Here is a 26612-nt window from a genome sequence, read left to right as displayed (position 1 = left end):
CTCGACCCCGTGAAGGACGGGGAGAGGGAGGCGCTACACCTCACCCCTCTCCGCCAGTCCAACCGCCCACAGCGCAAACGCATAGGCGATCGCGACTTCATCCAGCCGGTTGAACCGCCCCGACGCGCCGCCGTGGCCGGCGCCCATGTTGGTGCGCAGCAGCACCGGGCCGCCGCCACTCATGGTCGCGCGCAGGCGTGCGATCCATTTCGCCGGCTCCCAATAGGTGACACGCGGATCGGTCAGCCCGCCCATCGCCAGGATCGCCGGATATTCTTTGGCCGCGAGGTTGTCGTAGGGCGAGTACGACAAAATGGTGCGAAAATCCTTTTCGCTTTCGATCGGGTTGCCCCATTCCGGCCATTCAGGCGGCGTCAGCGGCAGCGTGTCGTCGAGCATGGTGTTGAGCACATCGACGAACGGCACTTCGGCGACGATGCCGGCAAACAATTCGCCTGATCGGTTGGCGATCGCGCCCATCAGCATGCCGCCGGCGCTGCCGCCATGGCCGACGATGCGCTTCGCATTCGTGTACTTTGCCTCGATCAGCGCGCGCCCTGCCGCTGCGAAATCATCGAACGAATTTGTCTTCTTCTCGCGCTTGCCGTCGAGATACCAGCCCCAGCCCTTGTCGGCGCCGCCGCGGATATGCGCGATGGCGTAGACAAAACCGCGATCGACCAGCGACAGCCGGTTGGCGGCAAACGATGCCGGCATCGCCATGCCGTAGGAGCCGTAGCCGTAGAGTAACAGCGGTGCCTTGCCGTCGCGCACCAGATCCTTGCGGTGCAGGATCGAGACCGGTACCTGCGCGCCGTCGTGCGAGGTCGCCATGATGCGCGTGGTGACATAGTCGGCCGGGTTATGGCCGGACGGAATTTCCTGCCGCTTGCGCAGCAGGCGCGCCCGCGTCGCCATGTCGTAATCATAGACTTCCGCCGGCGTCGTCATCGACGAATAGGAAAACCGCAAATTCGTGGTCTCGAACTCGTAGCCGCCCATGGTGTCGAGCGAATAGGCGGCCTCGTCGAAGGCGATGGCGTGCTCTTCGCCGGTCTTGAGGTCACGGATGATGATCGCAGGCAGCGCGTTGGCGCGCTCCAGCCGCACCATGTGGCCGGCATAGAGTTCGACATCGAGCACATAGACGCCATCGCGATATGGAATCAGGTCGCGCCAGTTGGCGCGTTCGGGCGCGGCAAGCGGTGCGGTGACGACCTTGAAGTCGATTGCGCCGTCCGCATTGGTGAGAATGAACAGCTCATCGCCGCGGTCGGCGAGCGAATACTGCACGCCTTCCTCGCGCGCCGCGACCAGAAGCGGCGGCGCTTCGGGATTGGCCAGATCGATCAGCCGTTGCTCCGAGGTCTCATGGTCGCCGCCGGCGATGACGCAGAAGCGGCCGGAAGAGCTCTCGTGCAGATGCGTGAACCAGCCGGAGTCCTGCTCTTCATAAACCAGCGTGTCGTCAGCCTGCTTGGTGCCAAGCCGATGCCGCCACACCTGCATCGGGCGATGATTGTCGTCGAGTTTGACGTAGAAGAAGCTGGTGCAATCCTTGCTCCAGACGATGCCGCCGTCGGTCTCCTCGACGAGGTCGTCGCGATCGGTGCCATCGGCCCAGTCGCGCACGCGGATCGAAAAATATTCGGAGCCCTTGGTATCGGCGCTCCACGCCTGTAGTTTGTGGTCATGCGAATGCCGCGCGCTGCCGAACTTGAAATACTCATGGTTCGCGGCCAGCGCATCGCCGTCGAGCACGATCTCGACGTCGCCGCCGTCGCGCGGCGTGCGGCCGAACAGTTCATGCTGCCCGCCCTCCCGAAATTTCCGCAAATAGGCAAACGGACCGTCCGGCGCAGGCACGCTGGAATCGTCTTCCTTGATCCGGCCGCGCATCTCTGCGACCAGCTTCTTCTGCAAGGAGGCCGTGTGGCCGAGCAGGCTTTCGGTGTAGTCGTTCTCGGCTTCCAGATATTTTCTGATATCCGGATCCAGGATCGAGGGATCGCGCAGCACTTCCTGCCATCTGGCGTCTTTCAGCCATGCGTAATCATCCGTCACCGTGATGCCATGCGTGGTGAAGGAATGCGGGCGGCGCGGCGCTGATGGGGCGGGCAGGGAAGTCTGTTTGATGGCTGCTTCTGTCACTCAATCCTCGTTCAGTTCCTGGGCGAGATGGTCGCGGGTCGAACCAATGCATGGGCTTGCAAAACCTCTCCCCGTGAAGAACGGGGAGGGGAGCCCCTCTATATCGGTTCAAATGCGCCGATTGCCAGATCGGTGCGGGTTGTGGCGTCCGCCTCCTATGGTTAGGCTTTTCGGCCCCGCGGGGAAAGGTCGATGCTCTTCAATTCGCATTCCTTTATCTTCCTGTTCCTGCCGGTCGTCTTGCTCGGCTATTTCGCGCTTGGCCGCCGCAGCCATCTGGCTCCGGTAGTCTGGCTGACGCTGGCCTCGCTGGTCTTTTATGCCTTCGGCGGCGGGCAGTTCGTGCCGTTGCTGCTTGTTTCGATCGCCTTCAATTACGGCGTCGGCTATCTCCTGATCGCGCGCAAGCTCGGCCCAGGTGCACGGTTTACCGCGCTCACAACAGGCGTCGCCGGCGATCTCGCGGTGCTCGGCATCTTCAAATATGCGGGATTTTTCGCCGCCAATCTCAATGCGCTGTTCTCGGCCGGATTCGTCGTCAAGATCGTGCTTCCGGTCGGCATTTCCTTCTACACCTTTACCCAGATCGCGTTCCTGGTCGACGCCTACGGGGGCAACGTCGCGCGCTACGCGCTGCCGCATTACGCGCTGTTCGTCGCATACTTTCCGCACCTGATCGCCGGGCCGATCCTGCACCACAAGGACATGATCCCGCAGTTCGAGCGGGCGGAGACAAAACGCCCCGATCCGCATCTGATCCTGTGCGGCCTGATCATCTTCGCCATCGGCCTGTTCAAGAAGACCTGCCTGGCCGACGGCATCCAGCCGCTGGTCGCGCAGGCCTTCGGCTCCAATGCGCCCACCTTCGATCAGGCCTGGATCGGCGTGCTGGCTTACACGTTCCAGCTCTATTTCGATTTCTCCGGCTATTCCGACATGGCGATCGGTATCTCGCTGATGTTCGGCATTTTTCTGCCGCTGAATTTCAACTCGCCCTACAAGGCGGTCTCGATCGTCGATTTCTGGCGGCGCTGGCACATGACGCTGTCGCAGTTCCTGCGCGACTATCTCTACATCCCGCTCGGCGGCAACCGCCATGGCAGTATCCTGCGCTATGTCAATCTCATGATCACCATGCTGCTCGGCGGCTTCTGGCACGGCGCGGCATGGACCTTCGTGGCCTGGGGCGCGCTGCACGGCGTCTATCTCTGCATCAATCACGCCTGGAGCAACTACGGCCCCAAGGCGCCGCCGCGCTTCGCCCGCCTTGCCGATATCGCCGGCGCCGCTCTGACCTTTTTGGCCGTCGTCATCGCCTGGGTTTTCTTCCGCGCCCATGACATGCCGACCGCGTTGCATCTGCTGTCGAAAATGGCCGATCCTTCCGACATCGCCTTTGGCCGCGTTGAAATGGTCTACGCGCTGTTCGTCGCGATATACGCCGCGCTGGCCTGGTTCGCGCCGAACACGCAGGAGATCATGGGTTACGATCACAAGAACCGGGCCGTCGGCGAAAACCTTCGCGCACAGCGGATGAAGCCGCTGTTCCTCTATGCCTCCGCGGCGGTGCTGGCGTTCGGTATTCTCGGAATCCAGCAGCATAGCGAATTCATCTATTTCAGGTTCTGATGAGTGTGGCGTCGAAAAACCTGTGGCGATTTCTGTGCGCAACAGTGGCCATCATCCTGATGGCGGCGACGCTGAACTTCGTCGTCGATCCCCTGCATTTGTTCCGGCCCGCGCGGCTGTTGCCGGCGATGTATTCGCCCGACAGCCGCATGCAGGATGCCGGCCTGATCCGCAGCCAGCAATTCGACACGGTCTTCATGGGCACCTCGCTTGGCATTCACTTCCGACAAAGTGACATCGATCGCGTGTTGGGCGTCCGCTCGCTAAAGCTCGCGATGACCGGTTCGAATTCCCGCGAACAAGGTTTTGTGCTGGCGGCCGCGATGGAACGCCGTCCCAAGCGGGTGATCTGGCAAATGGACGACTGGATCTTTCGCGACGCGCCCGAGATCGATTCCGACATCTACGTTCCGGCCGATCTCTACCGGCGCAACGTAAAAAGCATCGCTGGCTATTTGTTCAGCGGCGCCATGGCGCGCGAGTCGCTGTGGATATTGGCGCGCGCGATCCCGCCGTTTGAGCCGATCGTGGCGCGGCTGACCAACGGCGTCATGTTCAAATTCCCCATCGCCAACGTCGATGACATCAACGCGCTGCGGCCCGATTTCGACGTCGCGGGATTCTACAATGCGCAAAACGCCGTCGCGGCCTTCAGGCGCATCACCGATCCCGCGCGCAGCGGTTCCATCGCGGAAGGCTACAATTACGACGCGATGGTCCGGGGCTTTGAGCGCGACGCGGTCGCGTTGATCGAGAACAACCCGGACGTCACCTTTGACATCTACTTCGCGCCCTATTCGATCCTGCAATTCGTGGCGATGCGCGACGCCTCGCCGGCAACGCTGAAAATCGCCTACGACTTCTCGGCCTACGCCTTCCCGCGATTATTGCAATTCCCCAATGTGCGGCTGCATGATTTCCGCGACGTGAAAGAGGTGACCCACGACCTCGGCAATTACGGCGACGTGATCCATCACTCGCCGGCGATTGATCTGAAGATTTTGTCGTGGCTGGCGGAGCGGAGGCATCTTGTGGATCGCGCGAAGACGCTGGTATCGCTGGAGCGCCTCAAGGCGCAGGTCGAGGCGTATAAGGTCGACCACTAACTGACCGTCGTCGTCCCTGCGAACGCGGGGACCCATACCGCGTGATCTCTCAATGAAGCGCGGTCGCAGACGCTCTGCGTTAGCAAATCACCGTTGCGTCTCCCCTCCCGCCCATTACGCCGGCCGTGGCGTATGGGTCCCTGCGTTCGCAGGGACGACGTGTCAACTATTCCTCAACCTCGCCGCGGCGCCGCCCCCGAATACCGGAATCCTGTTTACCGCAAGCACCACCGCAAACGTAATCACCAGCATGGCGATGCCGAGCACCGAAATCGCAGCGAGGTCGCCGCTTTCATTGAGGTCGTAGATCAAGACCGACAGCACCTTGGTCTGCGAGGTGAACAGCACGATCGCCGCGGATAGTTCGCGCATCACGCCGATGAAGATGAAGCACCAGGTCGCGATCACACCGGTGCGCAACAAGGGCGCGGTGATTTGGCGCAGCGCCTGTAGCCGCGTCGCGCCGAGGATGCGGCTGGCATCTTCGAGCTCCGGATGAATGGTCGCGAACGCTGCCTGCAATTGCTGATAGGCCGAGGGGAGATTGATGGTGAGGAACGCCAGCAGCAGGATCCACAGCGTGCCGTAGAGCACGAACGGCGGCCGCGTGTAACTTAAGAACAGCCCGACGCCGAGCACGATGCCGGGCACCGCGACCGGGGCGGTGGCGAGAAAGCCGAGCACGCGGTGGCTCGCGATCGCGCGCCGCGTCGTGACATAGGCGACGACCAGCGCGAGGATCGTGCCGACGGTCGCCGTCGATGCGCCCAGGATCACCGTGTTCTTCAGCGCGAGCTGGGTCGACGACAATTCGGTGAAGACGAACACGATGTTGTGCAGGGTCGCCGTCGACGGCGTCACCAGCGTGGTCGCGTTCGGCGAGAACGCCGCGTTGAGCAGCGCGAAATAGGGCAGGAACACCGGATTGAGCAACACGACGAGGCAGAACGCCAGCGCCGCCCAGCGCCAGCCCTTCATCTCGACCTGGCGCGGCGCGCCATATTTGCCGCCGACCACGGAGAAGCCGCGGCGGCCGAGCAGGAATTTCTGGCCCTGCAGCAGCAGGATCGTCAGCAGCAGCAGCGGCACGGCGGCCGCTGCCGCGAGTTCGAGTTTCGGCGGATACTGGAACAGGCTCCAGATTTTCGTCGTCATGGTGTGGAAGCCGGCCGGCAGCGCCAGGATCGCGGGCGATCCGAACAGCGTCATCGCCTGCAGGAATGCGATCAATGCCCCGGCGACCAGCGCGGGAAGTGCGAGCGGTATCGTGACGCGCCGCGCCGTGGTCCATGCCTTGCCGCCGAGAATGGCAGAGGCATCTTCCAGCTCGCCCGGCATGTTGTCGAGCGCGTTGGCGACCAGCACGAACACGAACGGGAAGGTGTAGCAGGAGATCACGAAGATCAACCCGGTCAGTGAATAGATGTCGAACAGCGGATCTTCGGCGCCGGTGAGATAGCGATAGAGCTGGTTCAAAAGGCCGCTGTTGGGCGCCGCCAGCAATTCCCAGGCGACCGCGCCGAGAAACGGCGGCGTGACAAAGGACGCCGTCACCAGCGCGCGGATGGTCTGCCGTCCCGGCATGTCGGTGCGCGACACCAGCCAGCCGATCGGAGCGGCGACAAGGCAGCAGATCACCGCCGAGGTGGTGGCGATGATCGCGGTCGTCAGCAGCGGATCGAGGAACGCGGGGTCGGTGAACAGCGTGACGAAATTCTGCAGCGTCGGGCGCCGTGCCTTGTCCGTGAACGCGAAAACCGCCAGCCATGACAGCGGCAGCACGATCAGCACGATCATGAAGGCGGCGAACAGCCACAGCACGGGGCGGGTGAGGTCGATGCGGGATCTAGGCGTGTCGGTGGTGGTGATGGTGGTCATGTCATTTCCACAAGCGAGGTGCAGCTCCCTCGCCCCGCGCTTGCGCAGGGCTGTCCGGGGAAAAATCACTCATAGCAGAATCCCAGTTGATCGGCAGAAAACCTGGGCTTCGGCTTGCTCGGGTTGACCGGCGGAGGTTTGTCAATTTTTGCGATGTGACTTCGCATGAACAGGCGTTGGCAGACCAACTCGGCGAAGCGCAAGTCCAGCATTTTCAAGGAATTCAATCGCCGGGCGAGGCGCAGAAGCAGATATGCGATCATCGCGGCGAGGATCTGCAGACGGATTGCGTTGTCGTTTTTGGCCATGAACTTGCGAAGATTGAGATGCTGCTTGATCCAACGGAACAAAAGCTCGATCTGCCAACGGCTCTTATAGAGTGCCGCAATCTCGACGGCTGTGCGTTCGAGATCGTTGGTGATGAGCGTGATCACTCCACCTTTGTCGCGCCTGACTTTGATGCGGCGCAACGGAATCGGAAGACTGGAATCGCCTTTGCTCGCAAGCGCGACATCGGCATCGTTGATGATTTTGAAACCGTCGCCGATGGTCTTGCGGACATACCGGGACTTCGACTTGCGCAAGCGCGTGCTCACCTTGGTGCGTGTGACGAAGAAAGCCCCGGTATCATTGATCTTCTTCCACCAGCCGAAGTGGTAATAGCCTTTGTCGAACACGTAAGTCACGCCGGCTTCGAGTTCGGTTTGGCGGCCGATCTCGACGTCGTTGACGGTCGCCGGCGTAATCTCGACGCAGCGGGGGCACTTGCCGTCCGGTTCGTAGACCGTATGCATCTTCATGCCGCGGATGCGACCATTCCATTCAGCCCATTTGCACACCTTGCCCAACGGAACCGGGCTCGAGTCGATCAGCCGAACCATCTCGGCTCCCTCCACCCGCGTATGTCGATCAGCCTTCTCCGCCAGCATGGCGAAGGTCTCCGCAAAAACGCCAACCGGGCGCCGCGCATTCGCATCCGAAAGCGTCGAACGAGCAACCCGGCCCACACCAAGATGATAATGCTGATGGCTGTTGGCATTGAAAGCGCCTTCGACCGCGCGCAGACTCATCACCTGGCCTAGCTGGGCTCCGACGAGCGTCACCAAATGATCCCAGCTTTTGAATGACTTGTCGTAGGCGTCGCCGTCATGCTTCTCCACAATCCCGCGAAATTGCCGCCGATCGATCGGTTTGAGAAGCTCCCCAAAGATGCTATTTACGCAGCGCATGCCCGGCCCCTTTCTGAGTCTCGACAACCAGAAAGTATCCGGCTCACGCTGGATTTGCCGGGCATGCGCTGCGGCATAGTGAATCATTCCCCGGACAGCGCTGCGCGCTTGCGGGGAGAGGGTCGGGGTGAGGGGCTCTCGCCGCAAGTTCGGACTCGCGGAGAGCCCCCTCACCCGCCACGCATCTGGCGATGCGCGTCGGCCTAAGAGCGAGCTTCGCTCGCCTCGACTCCCCGCAAGCGGGGCGAGGCGGACGGAGAGGGTCGCCGCGTCCATCCTCAAACCCTGAACAGCCGCGCATAGCGCGTCTTGATTTCTTCGGCCATCTTCTCGACGCCCTCCGCATCTTCCTTCATCAGCTTGATGTCCGAAATCTTCCGCCGTCCCGGCTTCGATTGCACCTGCGTGTGAACCGAATACTGTGCGGTGAAGTCGGTGAAGAATTGTTGGGTCTCGCGGGTGTGCAGCCAGGCCTGGAACAGCCGCGCGGCATTTGGGTGCGGCGCTGACGCAAAGATGGCGTCGGCCCCGAGATCGTCGGCGCGCCTTCGGCCGGATAGATCGGCTCAACCGGTTGGCCGGCTTCCTTCAGCAGCACGACGCCGTATTCATTGCCGTCGGCCATCACAGCGCGCTCGCCAAGCGAAAGCTTTTTCGGCGGATCGGTCGAGGACTGCACCTGCATTACCCGCTGTTTCGACAGCTTCTCCAGATAGTCCCAGCCCAGTTCACGGACCAGCTGGAAGGTCGCGGTCATGATGGTGCCGCTATAGGCCGGGTGACCCTTGACCATCTTGCCTGCCCATTTGGGATCGAGCAGGTCGGCAAAGCTCTTCGGTGCGTCTTCGGGCTTGACCAGATTTGTGTTGTAGGCGATCGACGACAAATAGATCCGCGAGGTGGCGGACATGCCGTCGGGGTCGCGATATTCAGGAAGAAAATGCCGGGCCATATCCTCTGATACAAATGGCGCCAACCAACCGTTTCGCTTCCAGGTAATGATGTGCGACGCATCCGAGGTGTTGATCACGTCGGCTGCGCGGATGCCTGAACCGAATTCCTGGTCGATCCGCTGGAACAACCGCTCCGAGCCGGAACGCTCGATCTGAATGGTGATGCCGGGATAGGCGGCCTCGAACGCCTTGCCGAGTTTTTCGCCGACCGGCAGATCCATCGACGAATAGAAGATCAGTTTGCCTTCCTTCTTCGCCGCCTCCACCAGCGCCGGCGTGATCGCGGCTGGCTCCGGCGCCTGGGCGCGAACGGGGGAGGCGAATACGGTTCCGGCCGCCAGCGCCACTGAGCCTTGCAGGATGTCGCGCCGCGAAAGTTTTCGTCCCTCCATCGCGTCCTCCCGTTTTCTTTTTTTCTTTAGCGGCTCAGCGCCCGGCAGCGCTCGGGCGGCAGCGTCAACCAGACCTCGCCGCCCTTTTGCACGCTGGTTTCGGTCGGCGTAGTGGCGCGCAAGCTGGTGCCGTCGGCTATCTCGACCATGTAGTCGCGCGCGGCGCCGAGATAGACCTGCCGCGTGACAACCGCCTTGATCGCATTCTCTGGTGAAGCCGGCGGCTGAGTCGAAAGCCCAATATCGTGCTGGCGGATCGCGACCACGGCGTCCTGTCCCGATGTGAGCGGCGCGCCGACCACCTTCAACGTCGCGCCCGCAAAGGCGACGTGGTTGGCGTCAAGCGCGGTGCCCTTGATGACGTTGCTGGCACCGATGAATCGGGCCACGAATTCGGATTCAGGCCGCGCATAAATGTCTTCGGGCGTGCCGAGCTGGTCGATCCGGCCGCCATTCATCACCGCGATCAGGTCGGCCGTGGTCATGGCTTCGGATTGATCGTGGGTGACATAGACGGTGGTGTAGCGATATTCATCATGCAGGCGACGGATTTCGAACCGCATCTCCTCGCGCAAATTGGCGTCGAGGTTCGAAAGCGGCTCGTCGAGCAGCAGCGTCTGCGGCTCGACGATCAGCGCGCGCGCCAGCGCGACGCGCTGTTGCTGTCCGCCGGAGAGTTCGCCGGGATAGCGCTGCGCCAGCGCTTCGAGCTTGGTGGTGGCCAAAATCGCCGCAAGTTTTTTTGCGATGGTGTCGCGGTCGAGTTTGCGCAGCCGCAGGCCGTAGACGATGTTTTCGGTCACCGTCATATGCGGCCACAACGCGTAGCTCTGAAAAATCATCGACATGTTGCGCTGTTCGGGCGGCAGCGTGCGCGCCCGCGACGACACCAGCCGCTCGCCAACATGGATCTCGCCGTCGGACGGTTCCAGAAAACCCGCGATCAGCCGCAGCGTCGTGGTCTTGCCGCATCCGGAGGGCCCGAGCAGGCAGACCAGTTGTCCATGGGCGATTTTCAAGGAGACGTTATCGACCACCGTAAGCGAGCCAAATCGCTTGGTCAGGCCGCGTAAATCAACCGACGCCAATCGCCTCACTCCCGCTCTTGTTCGTGCACGGATCAGCGCCCGGCTTGGTATGCCAGTATACGCACTAAATGTGGCGCGTCGATACTGCGCGTTGGTGCGGAGGTGAGAAATGACGAAATATCCGCGTCGTCCCGGCCTTGGGCGGGGCGCCGCGCATTTGGATCAAACGTGGGTGAGTGCCGTCGCGGGCGAATGCCGGCGGTCGCCTCGGGTCAAGAAATCTTCTTGAGATCGTTACTTGAGCGACGGATCAAGAGTATCGCGCCGAAGGTCAGTCCAGCACCAGCCAACACGTCAGCGAGATGGTGGCCTCCCACGGGCAGCGTCGCAACGATCATTGTTCCATTCAGGAGCAAGACCGGAATCATGAGCCAGCGTGTATCGCGTAGCGCATAGGCGGTCATGACACCCAGCATAGTGTGGAACGAGGGAAAGCTGACCACACCGTGAAGCGCCGACAGATCGATCACCAGGAGCGTTCCGTTTCGCAGCGCAGTGAAATCGCGCGCGAAGGGCCACATCTCTCCCAGCGCGGAGAAATTCCCGACAAGTTGCGGCCCGGGTCCATAATATGCGAAGCCACCTGCCGCCGGCACCAGCCACATGCCGACGCATACCCCGATCGTGCTCAGGCTGAGAACGGCGATGAATTCTGCAAGCCGCTCGCCGCGCCGGTTCAGGGCCAGCCAGACGATAACCAACTGGGAGACCGGACCGGTCGTGTTGTAGGCCTTGACAAGCAATGCCGCGAAAAACGGGGTGGAATTCGTCGCATCCAGAAAGCGCAGCCAGTCGAAACCGATATCGCGATCGAGACGCGCCAACGGCGCATCCCGCAACGGCAGGTCCGCCGACGTAATCAAATAGCTGAGTGTGACTCCGGCGACGAGCAGCGAGCCGATCGGAAGCGCGGCTTGCCACAGCAACTCCGTTCGGATCAAAGCGCTTCGCAGTACGATAGCCGGACGGCTCTCGTCGCTCCGAAGGCGGTTTGATGCAATAGCGAGAAAGGCGCCGGCGAGCGCGCAGCAAGCGATGCTGAGTAAAAGACCTGGCCAGTTCGAGGACGGGAAGGCAAGTTTGGAATTCGGCAGCCAGACCGCGTCGGCAAGCACGCATCCCAACACACAAGACCAGACGACGGCCATGTGGCGCTGCGCAGCTACGCCATAGTCGCTGAACATCAGCCAGCGGCCCATGACACTTTGAAGGCGGATCGGATCGACGGTCAGACCGTTAGCGTCTGAAGCAGCCGTGCGCTTTGCGATCCCCGATGTAACCGACATTGCTATGGCCTCACATCCTGCAATTCTACGACTAGAGGCCAAAGCCTAAGAATGCTCTAACCCAACTCAGCAATTCAGGCGGGCCACATCGGCAGACGGCTGTTCTCACACTGGCGACGGTGGTTGTGGGTCCTGCATTCTCGGGGACGACGAAGTAGAGAGCCGATGGCCTATCCACCTGTCGTCCCGGCCTTGAGCCGGGACCATACGCCGCGGCCCCTGGAAGGGGCACATCGGCGGACGGCTCTTCTCACAATTTGCAGCGGTGAATATGGCCCTGCGCCCGCGCGCAATTGCGCACAAGGCAGGGACGACAGTTAATACAATCAACGGCCTGAACGGATAAGGCTCACGCCCCGACACTCTCGCCGAGATACTCGATCGCGGCCTCGGTTCCGCCCTTGCCATGGGGAATATTGAGCGCGTTGAGGCCGACTTCGATGACGCCGAGCGTGCCCAAAATCATCGGCGCATTCACATGGCCCATATGGGCGATCCGGAAAGCCTGGCCGGAGAGATCGCCGATGCCGGTGCCCAGCACCACGCCGCATTTGTCCTTGCAGTAGCGCTGCAGCGCGGCCGGATCAAAGCCGTTCATCGTCACCGTCGTCACCGTGTTGGAGCGCTCATTGGCCTCCGCAATATTGAAGCCAAGCACCTGGCCCTCGGACCACGCCGCCACCGCGCGGCGCACCGCTTCGGCGAGCAGGCGATGACGCAGAAAGGCGTTTTCAAGTCCCTCGACATGCAGCATGTCGATCGCCTTGCGCAGCGCGAACAGCAGATGCACCGGCGCGGTGCCGGCATATTTGCGATAGTGCTCAGCTCCTTCGCGCTCGGTCCAGTCCCAATAGGGCGTGCGCAGATTGGCGCGTCTGTGCACCGCGCGGGCGCGGTCGTTGGCGGCGACGAAGCCCAGGCCCGGCGGCGTCATCAGGCCCTTCTGCGAGCCGGACATCGCGACGTCGATGCCCCATTTGTCCATCTCGAACGGCATGCAGCCGAGCGAGGCCACGGTATCGACCATGAACAGCGCGGGATGCCCGGTCGATTTGATCGCCTTGCCGATCGCTTCGACGTCGTTATAGGCGCCCGAGGCGGTATCGACCTGCACCGCGACGATCGCCTTGATGGTATGCTCCTTGTCCTGCTTCAGCCGCGCCTCGACCTCGGCGGGACGGATCGCACGGCGCCAGTCGCCCTTCAGCACCTCGACCTCGACGCCCATCGCCGCCGCCGCCTGGCCCCAGCCGATCGCAAAGCGTCCGCTTTCCAGCACCAAGAGCTTGTCGCCGCGCGACAGCACGTTGGAAAGCGTCGCTTCCCATGCGCCATGGCCGTTGGCGATGTAGATGTAGGATTTGCCCTTGGTCGCGAACAGTTTCGAGAGATCGGCGAGCAGGCTGTCGGTCAGTTCCAGCATCTGTTCGGAATAGATATCGAGCGCCGGGCGATGCATCGCCTGCAGCACTTCGTCGGGCATGGTGGTGGGTCCGGGGATGGCCAGAAATTCCCGGCCCGCGCGAACGGTCATTTTTTGGTTTTCCTTATGGGTAGGTACGCGGAATCGAAGCGCATGAGGTTTGGGTATCATAATATTGGATTGGAGCCGTCATTGCGAGCCACCGGGTCACACAAATGTGCGCCCGATGACAGGCTCTGCGAGGCAGTCCAGAGCCGCAAAAAAGATCAAATTGCACTGATTGCTCCGCTCCTCGCACTCGCTGCACGTAGCTATTTCCCCACCGCGTTGGCGATCGCGCGCCAGATCTGATCCTTCAATTCGGTTGCCGGCGGGCTCGGGATCGTCACCGCAGGCCCCTCGCGCTTCTTGCAGGCTTCGACCAGCCGCAGCACCCAGATTTCGCCGTCGGTGTAATAGAGGTCGCCGCCGCCATTATGGCCCGCAATCGTCGGTCCGATGCCGGTGACCTGATATTTGGCCTCGACCATGCCGGCGCTTTCCAGATCGGCCGCAAGCAGCGCGCGCTCGGCGTCGAGATCGGGGCCGATGTGGTGCGTGACCGCAGCAGTGTATCTGCTGACGCCGACGCCGCGATCCTGCGTCGCAGCGCCAAGCCAGACCGGACGCTTTTCCGCGCCGCTCTCCAGCACCTTCCAGTAGCGCACATGGTTGCGCTGGTCGGCGCTGGTCCCGATCGGCTTTTCATAGGCGAGATCCTCGCGGCGGCCGAGATAATAGAGATTGCTCACCGGCGCGTCCTTGTAGGGACGATCCAGCAGCACGCTGCCGACGATCTCGATCGAGGATTTCAGCGTGATCCGGTCGGCCGGATACCAGCCGGCCGCGTGCATCGCGCAGACCACGTCGCCGATGTCGCCGATCAGCCCGACATTCATGGGATCGCCGGGGATGCCCTGTGCGGTCCGCGTCACCATCGGCATGTCGGCGAGCCCGCGCTGATGCTCGTAATGCGTCCAGAACCCCGGCAGCACCAAATAAGCGAGCAGGCCGTAGCCGCCGAGGATGACGAGCGTAAGCATCACCGCGCGCCGCATCCCGCCGCGCCGTCGTCGCCGCAATCGTGGATCGGTTTGAGTTTCTGGCACGGCAGATCGTTCTCCCTCGCCCCGTTCTTACGGGGAGAGGGTCGGGGTGAGGGGCTCTCTCCGCGAATCCGATATCAATGGATGGACCTGTACCCCCTCACCCGAATTCTCGCTGCGCGAGAATTCGACCTCTCCCCGCAAGCGGGGCGAGGTTAAAAAACTACCGCCGCGTCTCGCGGCAGCCGGCGGCTTCGGCCTCCTCGACCGAGCAGAACCAGCGCGTACCCTTGGAGATCTTCATCTCGATCTTCGCATACCAGCGGCTCGTCGGCTGGTGATAGATGCATTCGCCGGACCGGTTGACATTGCCCTTGATGGTGCAGTCGGGCGAGGGCGCCACCGAACCGGATGCCGAAGCCAGCAGGATCGCCCTGGCATTCTCCGGGGGCTTGACCGCGCCGAGAATGGCGGTCTTCTTGTTGCGGACACGCCAGTCCCACGGCGCGATGAACGCGCCCTGCCACATCCCGGCCTTGGCCTCGCGCGCAGCCTTCTCGTCGCCTTCGTAGTCGTGCGAGAGGCGGGTCAGCGCCAGCGCCCAGCCGTTCGACACCAGCCATTTCTGGATGTCCTCGCCGTCGGCCTCGCAGCGCGCCACCGTGCGGCCGCGGCGGTCGGTTACCGCCCGGGTATGACAGGTCCAGCTTTTGCCGCCGAAGCGCTTGATCAGTTCGTCGCGCGCGGCGGCTCCGCAGGTCCAGCGCTCGCTTTTGGTGTTGAGGCAGAGCTGATCGACGGACGGCGCGTCGATGCCGCCGAGACGAATGCGGGTGTTGCCGATCTGGAGCTGATCGCCTTCGCGGATTTTCGGGACGCCGGTGATGTCGGCCGCCTGCGCGATGGCGGGGAGCGACAGCAGCAAAACGGCGGACAGCAATTTCCGTAAATTCATCGGTAGCCCCCGCGGAATGATGCGGATAGTGCGGACAAAGGGGCCATCTTGCCAGAGCCGGAACGTCGCATCGCTTTCAACTTCCCGTCATTGCGACACCTCGCTGCCGCCCTACCTGCGTCCCGCATGCGCGGGGTATGACGAGCGATGTTAGCCGCTCGAATCCTTGATCATCGCGCCTCGCGCCAGCGCCAATCCCATCAACACAAACGCCGACGTCACCTCGGGTCCGCCGACGAGAATCCGCGTCGGCGTCTTCATCTTGTTCCATTCATAGGCCTTGTAGGGCCCATGCCTGCCGCCTTCGCCGAGATGGGCTGTGATGCAGTTGAGCGCCGGCGCGAAGGTCGAAACGTCGGCGCCGAGATGCGCCAGCGCTATCAGCGCCAGCGCGGCGTCGAACGGGTTCATCTCGCGCGCGATCAATTCCCCCTCGACATAGGCGAGCACGCGCCCGCGGATGAAGGCGAACGTGCCGTCCGGATCGATCGCCCGCCGTGCCGCATCAGGCAATGCCATGAACGCAGCATGGCAGCGGCCGAAATAGGCGGAGTAGAGTTCCGGCAGGTAATAGATGTGCGAGCGCGGGTTGGCGAAGGCGCCGCTTTCCACCAGCCGCCGCTGGAAGCCCAGGATGCGATGCACCGTCTCCAGCCGCTGCGGCGTCTCCAAAATCTTCCAGCGCTTCAGATTGCGGAATGAGACTTCGAGAATGTCAAGGTTGAGCGTAGGATCGAGGTCGTTGCCGTAGGGACGGTCGCCCGCGAGATTGTCGATCCAGGTGACGACGCCGCCCTCGTAATCGATGTTGTCGTTGAGCGGGACGGTGACGCGCGGCTCATTGGCGCCCTCGCGCACCTGATAGCCGCGGTAGAAATCCAAAAGCGGCTGGTCGAGGATCGGATCGGTGGAGCCTGCCTGGGTCGCCGCCGAGAACGAGCACGCGGTGGTGTCGCAGTCCGGCACGTAGATGCCGAAGCCCAAATCCTGCTTGATCTGGGCGAAGAAACGCGAGAAGCGCGGATGCGGCAGCGGAGCCAGGGCCGTGATCACGCGCACCGTGGCGCCGTCATGCGAGGACACTTCCTCGGCTGAGGTCTTCAGGCAGAAATCCACCATCTCCGAAATTGCGCGCCGCGACGCCGCGGCCTCATCGGCCGATGCCAGCCCGGTCTCGACATAACTCAAGAGCGCCTCGGTGAAGAAGGCGTCGTAATAGGCCGAGCGGTGGCGGATCTGCATCGGCTGCCACATCGGCTCGGCGATCCCCCTCCAGGGCGGGTTGATCAGGGCGCGGGCCGCGGGAATGCGCGATGAAGATCCGCGCCAGGTTGAACAACAGCGTCGAGTTCTTGTAGCCGCGCGAGTTCAGCCCGGTCAGCGCCATCAGCATCTCGCGCCCGCCGATGTCGGGATCGCCGATCAGGTTGAAGGCGGCATAGGTCGGGATGAAGCCGTTTTTGGCGAACGAGCCCAGGAGGTGGGCGCCGCAGCGGCGGATCACCCGGTCGATCTCGGCTAGCCCGGACGGCCGGCCCGTCGCCGCCGCCGGCGGCGGGGAGGGGTGGTTCACCCCGATCTCGGCCATCAGTTCGGCGATCGGGGCGCCGACCGCGGCCCAATCCGGCTCGGCATCGTCGCGCGCCCGCCGCAGCGCCTCCTGCAAGGTGCCGAGCCGCTTCGCGTCCCGCAGCGCGGGCAGCCCGGTCCGCCGCAGCAGCGGCCGCAGCGCCGGGTTACCCAGCGCCGTGCGATAGAACTTGCCGAGATGGGGGTCGCCGTCGCGGTATTTGAGCAGCACGGGATCGCAGACGTCGTACAGCGAGGGGCCGTCTTTCCGCGCGGTCAGCGCCCGAAATGCGGCGCCGGCAATGGTGTGGAAGCCCATGCAGTTTCTTTCCGCCGGAACGGTGAAGGAAGGGTCGCGTTAAGCATGGCATATTACTTAAGGCGGCCACCGCCGGCCGGATCGGGCCTGCAAGCCCTTGAAAACTAGACAAATCCGCGAAAAATACAAATGTGATCTAGGTCACTTAACTGGAATTAACCTTCCGCCAGTATTGGGAGGCAATAGGCTCCATGCGGCAAATGAGGTTGTTCGGGAGGGCCCGGCAGGCTAAAAGCCCGGTTGTTGCGGTGCCGCAAATTGAGCGCAATTCGACGGCACACACCTTGCAACCCCTTCAAACCTGAACGGTCTGGACGCGACTAACTGGCGCGGTCTTTGTTTGGTGCCTTTGAATAAACTTGGGAATGGTAACGCGATGAACCTCGGTCAGCTCCGCATCTCCCGCCGCACCGTCACCATTGCCGTTGCGTTTGTCGGCCTGGTGTCGCTGGCGATCGGCGCCCATGCCGCGTTGAACAAGCGCTCGCTCGACGCCGCCAAGGCGATCGGAACCGAGCAGACCGGCTCGATCGGCACGTCAGCCAGCCGCGTTGCGCTGGTGATCGGCAACGGTCACTACCCGGATGCGTCGGCGCCGCTCGCCCAGCCGATCAACGATGCCCGCGGCCTCACCGCCGCCCTGCGCGCCAAGGGTTTTGACGTCGACGTGGTCGAGGACGCCACCAAGGACGACATGGCCCGCGCCATTGTCCGGCTCAAGGCCAAGATCAAGCAGGACACCGTGGCGATGCTGTTCTTCGGCGGCTATGGCGTCCAGGTCGGCCGCGAGAGCTTCATGATTCCGGTCGATGCCGCGATCTGGAAGGAAGCCGACGTCCGCCGCGACGGCGTCTCCATCGAACAGGTGCTGGACGCGATGACCGAGAAGGGCGCCAAGGCCAAGCTCGTCGTCGTCGACGCCTCCCGCCGCAACCCCTATGAACGCCGCTTCCGCTCCTACTCGCACGGGCTCGCCCCGATCTCCGCGCCGGAAAACGCGCTGATCCTGACCTCGGCGACGCCGGGCAAGGTCGCCGATGACGGCAAGGGCCAGTACAGCGTGCTGGTGACCGAGCTCCTGAACAATTTGGATTCGCAGTCCGGCGCGGCCACCGCCTTCAACAAGACCCGCATCTCCGTCTCCCGCGCCTCCGACGGCGAGCAGGTGCCGCAGGTGTCGTCGTCGCTGCTGGAAGACGTACCGCTAGGCGGGTAAGCCGCGTGAAGGCGCGCCCAACTCTCTCAACACGTCGTCCCTGCGAACGCAGGGACCCATACCGCGTGATCCATCGACGGGGCGCGGGAGGCGACGCTCTGCGTTGTCCAACGCCCGCAGTCGCTTGCTGAACCGAAGCCGTCTTCCAGTGTGCCCCATCCGCCGGCCGCGGCGTATGGGCCCCTGCGTTCGCAGGGGCGACGGGAATAGAGTGCGGGCCAGGTTCAAACAATCAGATCGCTGAGATCGCGCCACTCCAAATTCTCGCGCTCGATCAGCTCGATCTTCCAGTCCCGATTCCAGCGCTTGAGCTGCTTTTCACGGGCAATCGCTTCATCCGGCCGCTCGAAGGCCTCGACGTAAACCAGCCGATAAACGCCGTAGGTTTTGACGAACGATGAGCCCTCGCCGTTGCGATGCTGCTCCATCCGTTTGGAGAGAGAATTGGTCACCCCGATATAGAGGGTGCCATGACGTCGGCTCGCGAGGATGTAAAACGTAATACATGCGCCACCCGTCGTTCCTGCGAACGCAGGAACCCATACCGCGTGATCTATCGATGAAGCGTGGTGGCAGACATCCTAGCACACAACGACCGCCGGTGGTTATGGGCCCCTGCTTTCGCAGGGGCGACAAGTGATAGGTTCTCGCGTCTCTCCACACGGTCGTCCCTGCGAACGCAGGGATGACGGCAGCAGTTGTGCCCGTCCGCCCCTACTTCACATCCGCGCTCGCCGTCACCGCCCGGACCGGATCGCCCTCGCGCAACAGCGCGCCGGCGCGCGCCACCACGATGTCGCCTTCCTGCAGCCCCGAGGTAATCTCGACCTGTCCGGCCGACATCAGCCCGGTCTCCACCCGCCGCGTTTCGACGCGCGCGCGGCGCACCACCTGCACCACGGTGCCGGCGGAGCCATAGAGGATCGCGGTGAGCGGCACCGAGACGCCGCAGCTCTGCCCGGTCTTGATCTGCGCGCGGCCGCTTGAATTCACCAAGAGCCGCCGGTTGGTGGTGACGCCGAGGAACACCTGCGCGAGCTGGCTGTTCGGCTCGACGGTGGTCGACAGCCGCCGCACCTTGCCATCGACCTCGCCGGCGCCGATTATCTTGATCCGCGCGGTCTGGTTGACGGCAAGCTTTTGGATATCGCGCGTCGGCACCATGCCGACCAGATCGAACTCGCCACGCGCGATGATGGAGAACAGCGCTTCGCCCTTGCTAGATGCCATCGCGCCGACGGACGCCGTCGAGGCCGAGATCACGCCACCCACCGGCGCCTGCACCGTGATCTGCCCGCCCTCGGGCAGGGTCAGCCGCGCCAGCACCTGGCCTGCGGTCACGCTGTCGCCGGCATCCACCATCACCTCGGCCACCTTCAGCCCCATCCGCTCGGGCCGCACCTGGTTCTCCTCGCGCGGAATGATGGTGCCGGAGACTTCGACGATATTGGCGAAACAGGATTTTGCGGCCTTGAGGACGGTGACGGCGGCGCCCTTGGCGGGGGCTTCATCGTCGGCGGCGAGGACGGGGGAAAGGCTGAGCAAGCCCGCGGCAATCAGGGCAGTGAGCGTCGGCGCAAGGTTGCGCGCGGCAAAGGCGGGCATCGGCAATTCCCTCTGAAATTCAGGGTCTTGGATATCAGAAAGCGCGCCTCGCAGCCAAGCGGCAAGAATCACTTGGGACGCCGGCAGCGGGGCCATGCCAATGGCCCCGCGGAACGGTTGCCCGGGGCGCGTTTCACCGCTTGGTGATAACGACCTCGAGATATTCGCTGGGCACGACCATGGTGCCGTCGCCGGAGCGGTTCATGCGGACGATGAGCGCATTCAGATCGTTATGCAGCTCTTCCTGTTTGGCCGGCTCGAGGGCGGCGAAGGCTTTCAGCACCGGGCCGTAATAGGTCTTGAACACATCGAGGAAGTGCGCCGGCGAGCGATAGCGGAACTTGAACAGGCGCGATTCCGCCTTGATCGCGCGCGCATCAGCGTCGAACATTTCGGTCAGCCGCGCGCGCGTTCCCCACAGCGCCGGCGATTTGGCCCCGGTGGGAGGCGGCAGATATTTGCCGATCGTCTTGAAGACCTGTCCGATAAAACCTTCCGGCGTCCAGTTCGCGAGGCCGATCTGGCCCCTGGGCTTGCACACCCGCATCAGCTCGGCGGCCGCGCGGTCCTGGTTCGGCGTGAACATGACGCCGAAGGTGGAGAGCACCGCGTCAAAGCTGTTATCGTCGAACGGCAGGTTTTCCGCATCCGCCTCCCTGAATTCGATTTGCATGCCTTCCGCGGCAGCGCGCGCCTGGCCGCGCTCCAGCAACGCCGGCACGTAATCGGTCGAGGTGACGTCGCACCACCGCCGCGCCGCGGCGAGGCTCGCCATGCCGTTGCCGGCGGCGACATCGAGCACCTTTGAGCCGGCCTTGAGATCGAGCGCCTCGCACAGCTCCTCGCCGACGATCTGCAGCGTCGCGCCGACAATGGCGTAATTACCCGAGGACCATGCGGCCTGCTGACGCGTCTTGAGGCCGGCAAGGTCGGGGGCGGGTTGGGTCGAGGTCGCTGCAATCGCTGTCTGGGCGGCCATTGATGTCTCCTTCGGGTGTCATGCGGCCACGGAATGGGGCTGCGATGAACCGAACATGGCCCTGTCAGGACCTAAAGACTGTGATGCCGGGCTGATTTTGCCTTGAGAGGATCCTTATTTTTCAGTGAGATCTCTCTTTCTGTGAGATTTCATACACTTCCCCGCCAGGAAATTCAGTCTACCTCTGACCGCGTACGGGACGAAATGAAATGACCTAATGATGATTTAACCGGGATGAAGCCGTGCAATTTCATTTTTCAAACCATGTGCTGGATGTCGACCTTCGCGAGCTGACCCGCGGCGGCGAGAGTGTCGCGGTCGAGCCGCAGGTGTTCGATCTCCTGATTCACCTGATCGAAAACCGCGACCACGTCGTCACCAAGGACGACCTGATCGAGACGATATGGGACGGCCGCATCGTCTCCGAATCCACCTTGACGAGCCGGATCAACGCCGCGCGGCGGGCGGTCGGCGACAGCGGCAAGGATCAGGCCGTGATCCGCACCATTGCGCGAAAGGGTTTTCGTTTCGTCGGCGACGTGCAGCCACTGCGCGGCGGCGGACTGGCGCGCGTCGATGCGCCTTCCTCGCCCGGTTTCGCCGGCGAGCTGCCGCATCAGCAACTCCCGGCGCTCGATCGCACCGCGATCGCCGTGCTGCCGTTTGCCAATCTCTCCGGCGAGCCGGAGCAGGAATATTTTTCCGAAGGCATCAGCGAGGACATCATCACCGCGCTGTCGAAGCTGCGCTGGTTCTACGTGATCGCGCGCAATTCCTCGTTCAGCTACAAGGGCAAATCCGTCCACCACAAGCAGATCGGCGAGGAGCTCGGCGTCGGCTATGTCGTCGAAGGCAGCGTGCGCAAGGACGGCGACCATGTGCGCATCAATGCCCAACTCGTCGACGTGGCGAGCGGCAGCCAGCTCTGGGCCGAGCGCTACGACCGCAATCTCGCCGACGTGTTCGCCGTGCAGGACGACATCACCCAGGCCGTGGTCGCGGCGATCGAGCCGCAGCTCTACGCCGCCGAGGATTTCCGGGCCCGGCGCAAGACGCCTGATAATATGGATGCGTGGGATCTGGTGATGCGGGCGCTGTCGCACTACTGGCGCGTGACGCGGCAGGACAATCTGGTCGCGCAGGCGCTTCTGGAAAAGGCGATCAGCGTCGATCCCGGTTACGGCCAGGCGCTGAGCCTGCTGGCGGCCTGCCATACGTTCAGCGCCCATATGGGCTGGGAGGAGATGTCCAAAGCTGTCCCGGTCGCCGAGCGCGCGGCGCTGGCGGCGATCCGCGCCGACAGCGAGGACGCGTGGGCGCATTATGCGCTCGCCAGCGTCTATCTGTTCCAGGGCCGCTTCGACGATTGCATCGCCGAATTCGAGCTGGCGCTTCGGCTCAATCCGAATTTTTCGCCCGCGCGCGGCATCTATGGTGTCGCGCTGTCCTATCGCGGTCGCTGGGAAGAGGGCGATCGTGCCGCGCGCGAGGCGCTGAAATTCTCACCCCGCGATCCCTTTGCCGCGATCTATTGCGGCGTCGCCGCCTATTGCCAGTATATCGGCAAAAATTACGCGGAGGCGATCCGCCTGTCGCGCGAAGCGTTGCGCCAGCGAAGCGATTTTGTCGGCGCCCATCGCGTGCTGACGGCTTCCCTCGGCATGGCAGGCAGCACTGACGCCGCCAAAGCCGCGCTGCAAGAGCTCCGCCGCGCCCAGCCCAACATCTCGCTCGCCTGGCTCGCCAGCGGACTGCCGTTCGAGCACGAGGCGGACAAGGCGCATTATCTGGAAGGGTTTCGGCGCGCCGGTCTGCAATAGCTGTGCGGCGATATCTCAAGCTGGTCTGGACGGTAAATCACAGCTGTCTGAAAGTCTTGGCCGGCCGTAACGGGCATGTCGATGCTGCCCTCGCTTTCGCGAGGCAACCATCAAGGAGAACGACATGCCGTTGATAGAGGTTCACGTCATCGAGAACGTGTTCAATGCCGAGCAGAAGCGCCAGATGATCAGCAAGCTCACGGACGCCATGGTGTCGATCGAAGGCGAGAGCATGCGCGGCGTCACCTGGGTCAAGATTTCCGAAGTCGCGAGCGGCGATTGGGGCGTCGGCGGTCAGCCGCTGACCACGGAAGCCGTCAAGGATCTCGCGGCCGGACGAAAGGTGGCCTGACGCGTTTTCGCCTTGCATCGCCGGCGGGCTGGTTCCGCGGGCGGTGCTGCGCGGCAAATCGCTTCCTCATTTAGACCTTCATCCAGTCGTCCGGTGCTCGCCGCCTTTAAGCGCACACCCCGAACGCTGCTGACACTATGCTGGCAGCAGGCCTTCGATAGAAAGGGGGCCGGCAAGCTCGCCGGGTTCCGGACTACTGTTTGAAAGAAAATTGCCATGGCCATGCTGACCACCATTCCGACCTCCGCCACCAGAGCGTTTTCCAGCGAAGTGGGAACAGGTTCGCGTCAAGAAAACGCGTCAAATCAAAAATCTGGAGCCCCGTTCCGATTCAATCGGAACGGAGAAGGCTCCAAGCCATTTGCCTGGCGAACTGCAATTTGGCTGGCGCGCGTGCGCCGTCTCATCAACCGCTTCCTCGCGGCGGTAATCGCGCGCCACGAGCGTCACGCCGCGCGCGTAGCCCTGCACAGGCTCGACGACCGCCAGCTCCAGGATATCGCGATGACCCGCTCCGAGATCGAGAGCAGGCTGGAAGAACTGGCACAGGCCCGCGCGCGAATGCAGCAGCCTGGCTGGCACTGACGGGCGAGCTTTCTGGGCGCATATGCGCCTAGAGCGCCGCCCACCGTTGGGAAAGCAACTCCGCCTGCTCCAGCACCGTCTGGGTTGCTTTTTCTTGCATATCTGGCGGATAGCCGTATTTGCGGAGGATCCTTTTTACGAGCACACGCAAATGGGTGCGGACGTTATCGCGAACAGTCCAGTCGATGGTGGCATTCGCGCGCACTGTTGCGACGAGCTCGCGGGCGATGGTACGGAGCGCGTCGTCGCCCATTACCTTGACGGCGCTATTGTGGTTTCAACGCGATTCTACGTAGGCCGGTCGAAATGCCCAAGGCATCACGCTGGCCTTCGGCTACTTTGCATGGGGTTGTTTTCGATATTTTGCAGGACGACCGCGACGGACGCCTACGACATCTTCTTGCGTCGCGCCGCCGCCGCATCCACCACGTTGTCGACTGTCTCGCGCCAGCTCAGAATCTCCGCCGCCAAGATCGGATGATTGAACCCCTTCAGATTCAAATCGTCGATCGGCCTTCCCTCCACCCATGGCTCGACCATGCCGTAGACGCGCCTGGACACCACGATCTGGTTGGCCTTGGCCTCGTCGCACAGCCGCGACGCCAAATTGGTCACGCTGCCGATGGCGGCGTATTCCAGCCGCTGCTCGAAACCGATCTGGCCGAGCGTGGCGTAGCCGAGCGCGATGCCGATGCCGAAGCCGAGATTGTGGCCGCGGTTGCGCCACTTGTCGGTCAGTCCGCCGATGGTGTCGCGCATCTCGATAGCCATGCGAACGGCGCGGGCGGTATGGTCGTCGAACTGAATCGGCGCGTTGAACAGGATCATCACGCCGTCGCCGGCATAGCGGTCGAGCGTGCCTTCATACTTGAAAATCAGTTCGCCGAGCGCCGCGTGATATTCACGCAGCACGTTCATCGCCTCCTCGGGCTCGGTGGTCTCGGTGAACGCCGTAAAACCGCGCAGGTCACAAAACACCACCGTCACCTCGCGGCGGTGGCTGTCGAGCAGGCCTTCATGGCCGTCGGAGGACGCGATCAGTTGCGCGACCTGCGGCGCCAGGAAACGCTCCAGCCGCCGGATGCGCTCGATCTCGCCGAGCTGCGTCTCGACGCGCTCCTCCAGCGAGCGGTTCCAGTCCCTGAGCTGGTCGGTCTGCTCCTGCAGCTTGTCGGCCTGTTCGCGCACGATGTCGTTGGCGGCCAAAAGCTCGCGGCTCTTGTGGTCCACTTCGGTGAACAGCCGCGCATTGCGCATCGCCAGCACCGCCTGGTGCGCAAAGGTCTTCATCAGCCCGATCAAATTGGCGGAGAATTCGCCCGCGTTCCGCCGCAGCACCACCAGCGAACCCAATATGCCGGTCTGGTCGACCAGCGGCACCACCAGCACCGAGTGGAATCCGGCTTCGATTACGACATCGCGCAGGGGATGTTCTGATATCGCGCCGAGCTGGGGTATCGCGATCGGCTCGCCGCTCGTTGCGGCTTCGCCGAGCGGCGAGTTGTCGGCGTCGATGGCGCGGTGGCGGCCCTCGGCCGCCTTGTCGATGCCGATCGCTTCCGTCAGGTTGAACCGGTGATTGCCGGCGTCATAGCCGTAGATCAGCACGGCGTCGGCATGGGTGATTTCCAGCGCACGGGCTGCAACCGTGGGCAGCACGGCGTTGAGATCGAGCGAGGAAGCCACCGCGCGGCCGACCTCCTCGAGCACCTTGAGCTCGTTGATCGACTGCGCCAGATCCCGCGTCCGCTCCTTCACCTTGGATTCGAGGTTCGAATAGGTCTCGGCCAATTGCCCGGCCATGCCGTTGAACTGGTTGGCGAGCTCCTCCAGCTCGTCGGATGTCTTCACCTCGATGCGATGACCGAAATCGCCGGCGCCGAGCCGCCGCGCGCCGGCCTGCAGCGCCGTGATCGGCACCAGCATGCGGCGGGCCATGATGGTGCCGGCGATGATCGCGACCACAAGGCCGAGCGCGATCAGAAGCGCGATCCGCGCCAGTTGATCGCGGATCGGCGTCAGCGCCTGCGCGGTCTCCTGTTCGAAGAACACGCGCCAGCCGAGCTTCGGCACCAGGCTCGATGTAGTCAGCACGGCGTTGCCCTTGGCATCCTTGCCCGACGCCGGCGCCACGCCGCCGGGCTTGCTGACCGCTGCGACCTGCGGCAGCGCCGACAGATTCTTGCCGACTTCAGGCCCGTTCGAGGAGGTGGCCAGCACGTCGCCCCTGGAATCGGTGACGTAGGCAAACGCGACCTTGCCGACCTGGGCATCGATCAAAAACTCCGACAGGAAATCGAGGTCGATCTCGGCGACGGTGAAGCTGCCGTCGGCGTGCGGCAGCGTGATCGACGTGAACGGCCGCTCGCCGCGGAGGTAGGCCGGCGCAAAACTGGTGCCGCGCGGGATGGTTTCGGTCAGCCTGACGTCGCGGGAAAAATCGGCGTTGCTGTCGAGCGTGACGGTCTGGCGCGTCATGCGGAGCTGTTCGCGGCCCTGGGCGTTGAGCAGCGAGAGCTGGGTGACCTGCTGCACCTGCCGCAGCAACTGGGCATAGTCGGCGCGGCGCAGGTCGGTGGTGTTGGAGGAGGCCCGCGTCACCCAGGAAATCTGCCGCTCGAGGTCGGACAGGGATTGCTGGATCCGCTTGGCGGTCGCTTCCGCCTTCTCGCTCATGCCGTCGTTGAGCGAGCTCTTGATGCCGCGGTAGGTGATCCAGACTTCCATCGCGCCGTTGATGGCCAGCACGAACACGACGAGGCCGACCAGCGCGACGACGTATTTGGCGAACAGGCCTTCGCGCAGGAACCAGACTCTGTCCTTGACCTCGTTCATCCGGACCCTCGTGCGGCGCACGGCCTGCGCGGGCGCATCGGTTTGTCACTGACGCCGGCCTGTCTCGGCAGCTCCGGCGTGAGGGCCTGTCTAGCACGAATTGGAGGGAGGGGCTGTGAGCCCGCCAACATGGTTAGCCCCAATTATGGACAGGAAT

Annotated in this window: 18 protein-coding genes and 3 pseudogenes; 6 read left to right on the top strand and 15 right to left on the bottom strand. The window is 63.2% G+C overall.

Features of this window, described 5'->3' with window-relative positions:
• Window positions 1-33 precede the first annotated feature (33 nt).
• Entirely contained in the window at window positions 34-2151 is a 2118-nt protein-coding gene (locus V1293_RS22230) for a S9 family peptidase (protein WP_334512229.1), read from the bottom strand.
• Window positions 2152-2343: 192 nt separating this feature from the next.
• Between V1293_RS22230 and V1293_RS22225 the strand changes: the two genes are divergently transcribed.
• Together V1293_RS22225 and V1293_RS22220 are read left to right on the top strand one after the other, a co-directional pair.
• Complete coding sequence (locus V1293_RS22225) at window positions 2344-3780, top strand: MBOAT family O-acyltransferase (RefSeq protein WP_334512228.1); 1437 nt, start codon at window positions 2344-2346, stop codon at window positions 3778-3780.
• Window positions 3780-4886, top strand: coding sequence for a hypothetical protein (locus V1293_RS22220; RefSeq protein WP_334512226.1), 1107 nt, complete (start codon window positions 3780-3782; stop codon window positions 4884-4886). The genes V1293_RS22225 and V1293_RS22220 overlap by 1 nt, the downstream gene beginning before the upstream one ends.
• A 162-nt stretch (window positions 4887-5048) precedes the next feature.
• On the opposite strand, the gene V1293_RS22215 is transcribed toward V1293_RS22220, so the two are convergent.
• The 9 genes and pseudogenes from V1293_RS22215 to V1293_RS22175 form a co-directional block, all read right to left on the bottom strand.
• Window positions 5049-6764, bottom strand: coding sequence for an ABC transporter permease (locus tag V1293_RS22215; RefSeq protein WP_334512224.1), 1716 nt, complete (start codon window positions 6762-6764; stop codon window positions 5049-5051).
• A 65-nt stretch (window positions 6765-6829) separates the two neighbouring features.
• Window positions 6830-7993, bottom strand: coding sequence for an IS4 family transposase (locus V1293_RS22210; RefSeq protein ID WP_334516820.1), 1164 nt, complete (start codon window positions 7991-7993; stop codon window positions 6830-6832).
• 355 nt (window positions 7994-8348) lie between these two features.
• Window positions 8349-9338, bottom strand: coding sequence for an extracellular solute-binding protein (locus V1293_RS22205; protein WP_334512223.1), 990 nt, complete (start codon window positions 9336-9338; stop codon window positions 8349-8351).
• Between the two features lie 26 nt (window positions 9339-9364).
• Window positions 9365-10435 (bottom strand): ABC transporter ATP-binding protein, encoded by a 1071-nt coding sequence (locus V1293_RS22200; protein ID WP_334512221.1) that lies wholly within the window; start codon window positions 10433-10435, stop codon window positions 9365-9367.
• A 203-nt stretch (window positions 10436-10638) separates the two neighbouring features.
• Window positions 10639-11712, bottom strand: a complete 1074-nt coding sequence (locus V1293_RS22195; RefSeq protein WP_334512218.1) for a phosphatase PAP2 family protein — start codon at window positions 11710-11712, stop codon at window positions 10639-10641.
• Between the two features lie 349 nt (window positions 11713-12061).
• Window positions 12062-13246, bottom strand: a complete 1185-nt coding sequence (locus tag V1293_RS22190) for a pyridoxal-phosphate-dependent aminotransferase family protein (protein WP_334512216.1) — start codon at window positions 13244-13246, stop codon at window positions 12062-12064.
• A 200-nt stretch (window positions 13247-13446) separates the two neighbouring features.
• Window positions 13447-14217: an LssY C-terminal domain-containing protein gene (locus V1293_RS22185; protein WP_334512214.1), complete on the bottom strand. Its 771-nt coding sequence runs from the start codon at window positions 14215-14217 to the stop codon at window positions 13447-13449.
• A gap of 226 nt (window positions 14218-14443) precedes the next feature.
• Window positions 14444-15175 carry a thermonuclease family protein gene (locus tag V1293_RS22180; RefSeq protein ID WP_334512213.1) on the bottom strand — a complete coding sequence of 244 codons (732 nt, stop codon included), beginning with the start codon at window positions 15173-15175 and terminating at the stop codon, window positions 14444-14446.
• A 150-nt stretch (window positions 15176-15325) separates the two neighbouring features.
• Window positions 15326-17063: pseudogene (locus tag V1293_RS22175) on the bottom strand (hypothetical protein).
• Window positions 17064-17439: 376 nt separating this feature from the next.
• Between V1293_RS22175 and V1293_RS22170 the strand changes: the two are divergent.
• The gene (locus V1293_RS22170) at window positions 17440-18279 is read left to right on the top strand and encodes a caspase family protein (RefSeq protein ID WP_334512212.1); all 840 of its coding nucleotides are present in this window, start codon (window positions 17440-17442) and stop codon (window positions 18277-18279) included.
• Between the two features lie 224 nt (window positions 18280-18503).
• Here V1293_RS22170 and V1293_RS22165 read toward each other — a convergent pair.
• From V1293_RS22165 to V1293_RS22155, 3 genes and pseudogenes are all read right to left on the bottom strand, one after another.
• Window positions 18504-18786, bottom strand: a pseudogene (locus V1293_RS22165) (GIY-YIG nuclease family protein).
• Between the two features lie 207 nt (window positions 18787-18993).
• Window positions 18994-19884 carry an efflux RND transporter periplasmic adaptor subunit gene (locus V1293_RS22160; protein WP_334512210.1) on the bottom strand — a complete coding sequence of 297 codons (891 nt, stop codon included), beginning with the start codon at window positions 19882-19884 and terminating at the stop codon, window positions 18994-18996.
• A gap of 133 nt (window positions 19885-20017) precedes the next feature.
• Entirely contained in the window at window positions 20018-20863 is an 846-nt protein-coding gene (locus tag V1293_RS22155; protein ID WP_334512208.1) for a class I SAM-dependent methyltransferase, read from the bottom strand.
• 242 nt (window positions 20864-21105) lie between these two features.
• On the opposite strand from V1293_RS22155, the gene V1293_RS22150 reads away from it, so the two are divergent.
• From V1293_RS22150 to V1293_RS22140, 3 genes are all read left to right on the top strand, one after another.
• Complete coding sequence (locus V1293_RS22150; RefSeq protein WP_334512206.1) at window positions 21106-22683, top strand: winged helix-turn-helix domain-containing protein; 1578 nt, start codon at window positions 21106-21108, stop codon at window positions 22681-22683.
• A gap of 124 nt (window positions 22684-22807) precedes the next feature.
• Window positions 22808-23035 (top strand): tautomerase family protein, encoded by a 228-nt coding sequence (locus V1293_RS22145; RefSeq protein ID WP_334512204.1) that lies wholly within the window; start codon window positions 22808-22810, stop codon window positions 23033-23035.
• Between the two features lie 216 nt (window positions 23036-23251).
• A complete protein-coding gene (locus tag V1293_RS22140; protein ID WP_334512202.1) occupies window positions 23252-23620 on the top strand; it encodes a DUF1127 domain-containing protein in 369 nt (122 codons plus the stop codon).
• A 28-nt stretch (window positions 23621-23648) separates the two neighbouring features.
• Here V1293_RS22140 and V1293_RS22135 read toward each other — a convergent pair.
• Window positions 23649-23882, bottom strand: a pseudogene (locus V1293_RS22135) (type I restriction enzyme endonuclease domain-containing protein); the annotation flags it as partial.
• A gap of 125 nt (window positions 23883-24007) precedes the next feature.
• Window positions 24008-26455 (bottom strand): adenylate/guanylate cyclase domain-containing protein, encoded by a 2448-nt coding sequence (locus V1293_RS22130; RefSeq protein ID WP_334512201.1) that lies wholly within the window; start codon window positions 26453-26455, stop codon window positions 24008-24010.
• Between the last annotated feature and the right edge of the window lie 157 nt (window positions 26456-26612).

The sequence above is a fragment of the Bradyrhizobium sp. AZCC 1693 genome (assembly GCF_036924745.1).
Taxonomy (GTDB): Bacteria; Pseudomonadota; Alphaproteobacteria; order Rhizobiales; family Xanthobacteraceae; genus Bradyrhizobium.
The sequence above is the reverse complement of the archived record's forward strand: the minus strand, read 5'-3'. Positions and strand labels throughout refer to the sequence as shown.

Bases quoted from the DNA above. Each gene is read 5' to 3' on its own strand.
- V1293_RS22225 (WP_334512228.1), top strand. From the start codon at position 2,344: ATGCTCTTCAATTCGCATTCCTTTATCTTCCTGTTCCTGCCGGTCGTC.
- V1293_RS22220 (WP_334512226.1), top strand. From the start codon at position 3,780: ATGAGTGTGGCGTCGAAAAACCTGTGGCGATTTCTGTGCGCAACAGTG.
- V1293_RS22215 (WP_334512224.1), bottom strand. From the start codon at position 6,764: ATGACCACCATCACCACCACCGACACGCCTAGATCCCGCATCGACCTC.
- V1293_RS22210 (WP_334516820.1), bottom strand. From the start codon at position 7,993: ATGCGCTGCGTAAATAGCATCTTTGGGGAGCTTCTCAAACCGATCGAT.
- V1293_RS22205 (WP_334512223.1), bottom strand. From the start codon at position 9,338: ATGGAGGGACGAAAACTTTCGCGGCGCGACATCCTGCAAGGCTCAGTG.
- V1293_RS22195 (WP_334512218.1), bottom strand. From the start codon at position 11,712: ATGTCGGTTACATCGGGGATCGCAAAGCGCACGGCTGCTTCAGACGCT.
- V1293_RS22190 (WP_334512216.1), bottom strand. From the start codon at position 13,246: ATGACCGTTCGCGCGGGCCGGGAATTTCTGGCCATCCCCGGACCCACC.
- V1293_RS22185 (WP_334512214.1), bottom strand. From the start codon at position 14,217: ATGCTTACGCTCGTCATCCTCGGCGGCTACGGCCTGCTCGCTTATTTG.
- V1293_RS22180 (WP_334512213.1), bottom strand. From the start codon at position 15,175: ATGAATTTACGGAAATTGCTGTCCGCCGTTTTGCTGCTGTCGCTCCCC.
- V1293_RS22170 (WP_334512212.1), top strand. From the start codon at position 17,440: ATGAACCTCGGTCAGCTCCGCATCTCCCGCCGCACCGTCACCATTGCC.
- V1293_RS22160 (WP_334512210.1), bottom strand. From the start codon at position 19,884: ATGCCCGCCTTTGCCGCGCGCAACCTTGCGCCGACGCTCACTGCCCTG.
- V1293_RS22155 (WP_334512208.1), bottom strand. From the start codon at position 20,863: ATGGCCGCCCAGACAGCGATTGCAGCGACCTCGACCCAACCCGCCCCC.
- V1293_RS22145 (WP_334512204.1), top strand. From the start codon at position 22,808: ATGCCGTTGATAGAGGTTCACGTCATCGAGAACGTGTTCAATGCCGAG.
- V1293_RS22140 (WP_334512202.1), top strand. From the start codon at position 23,252: ATGGCCATGCTGACCACCATTCCGACCTCCGCCACCAGAGCGTTTTCC.
- V1293_RS22130 (WP_334512201.1), bottom strand. From the start codon at position 26,455: ATGAACGAGGTCAAGGACAGAGTCTGGTTCCTGCGCGAAGGCCTGTTC.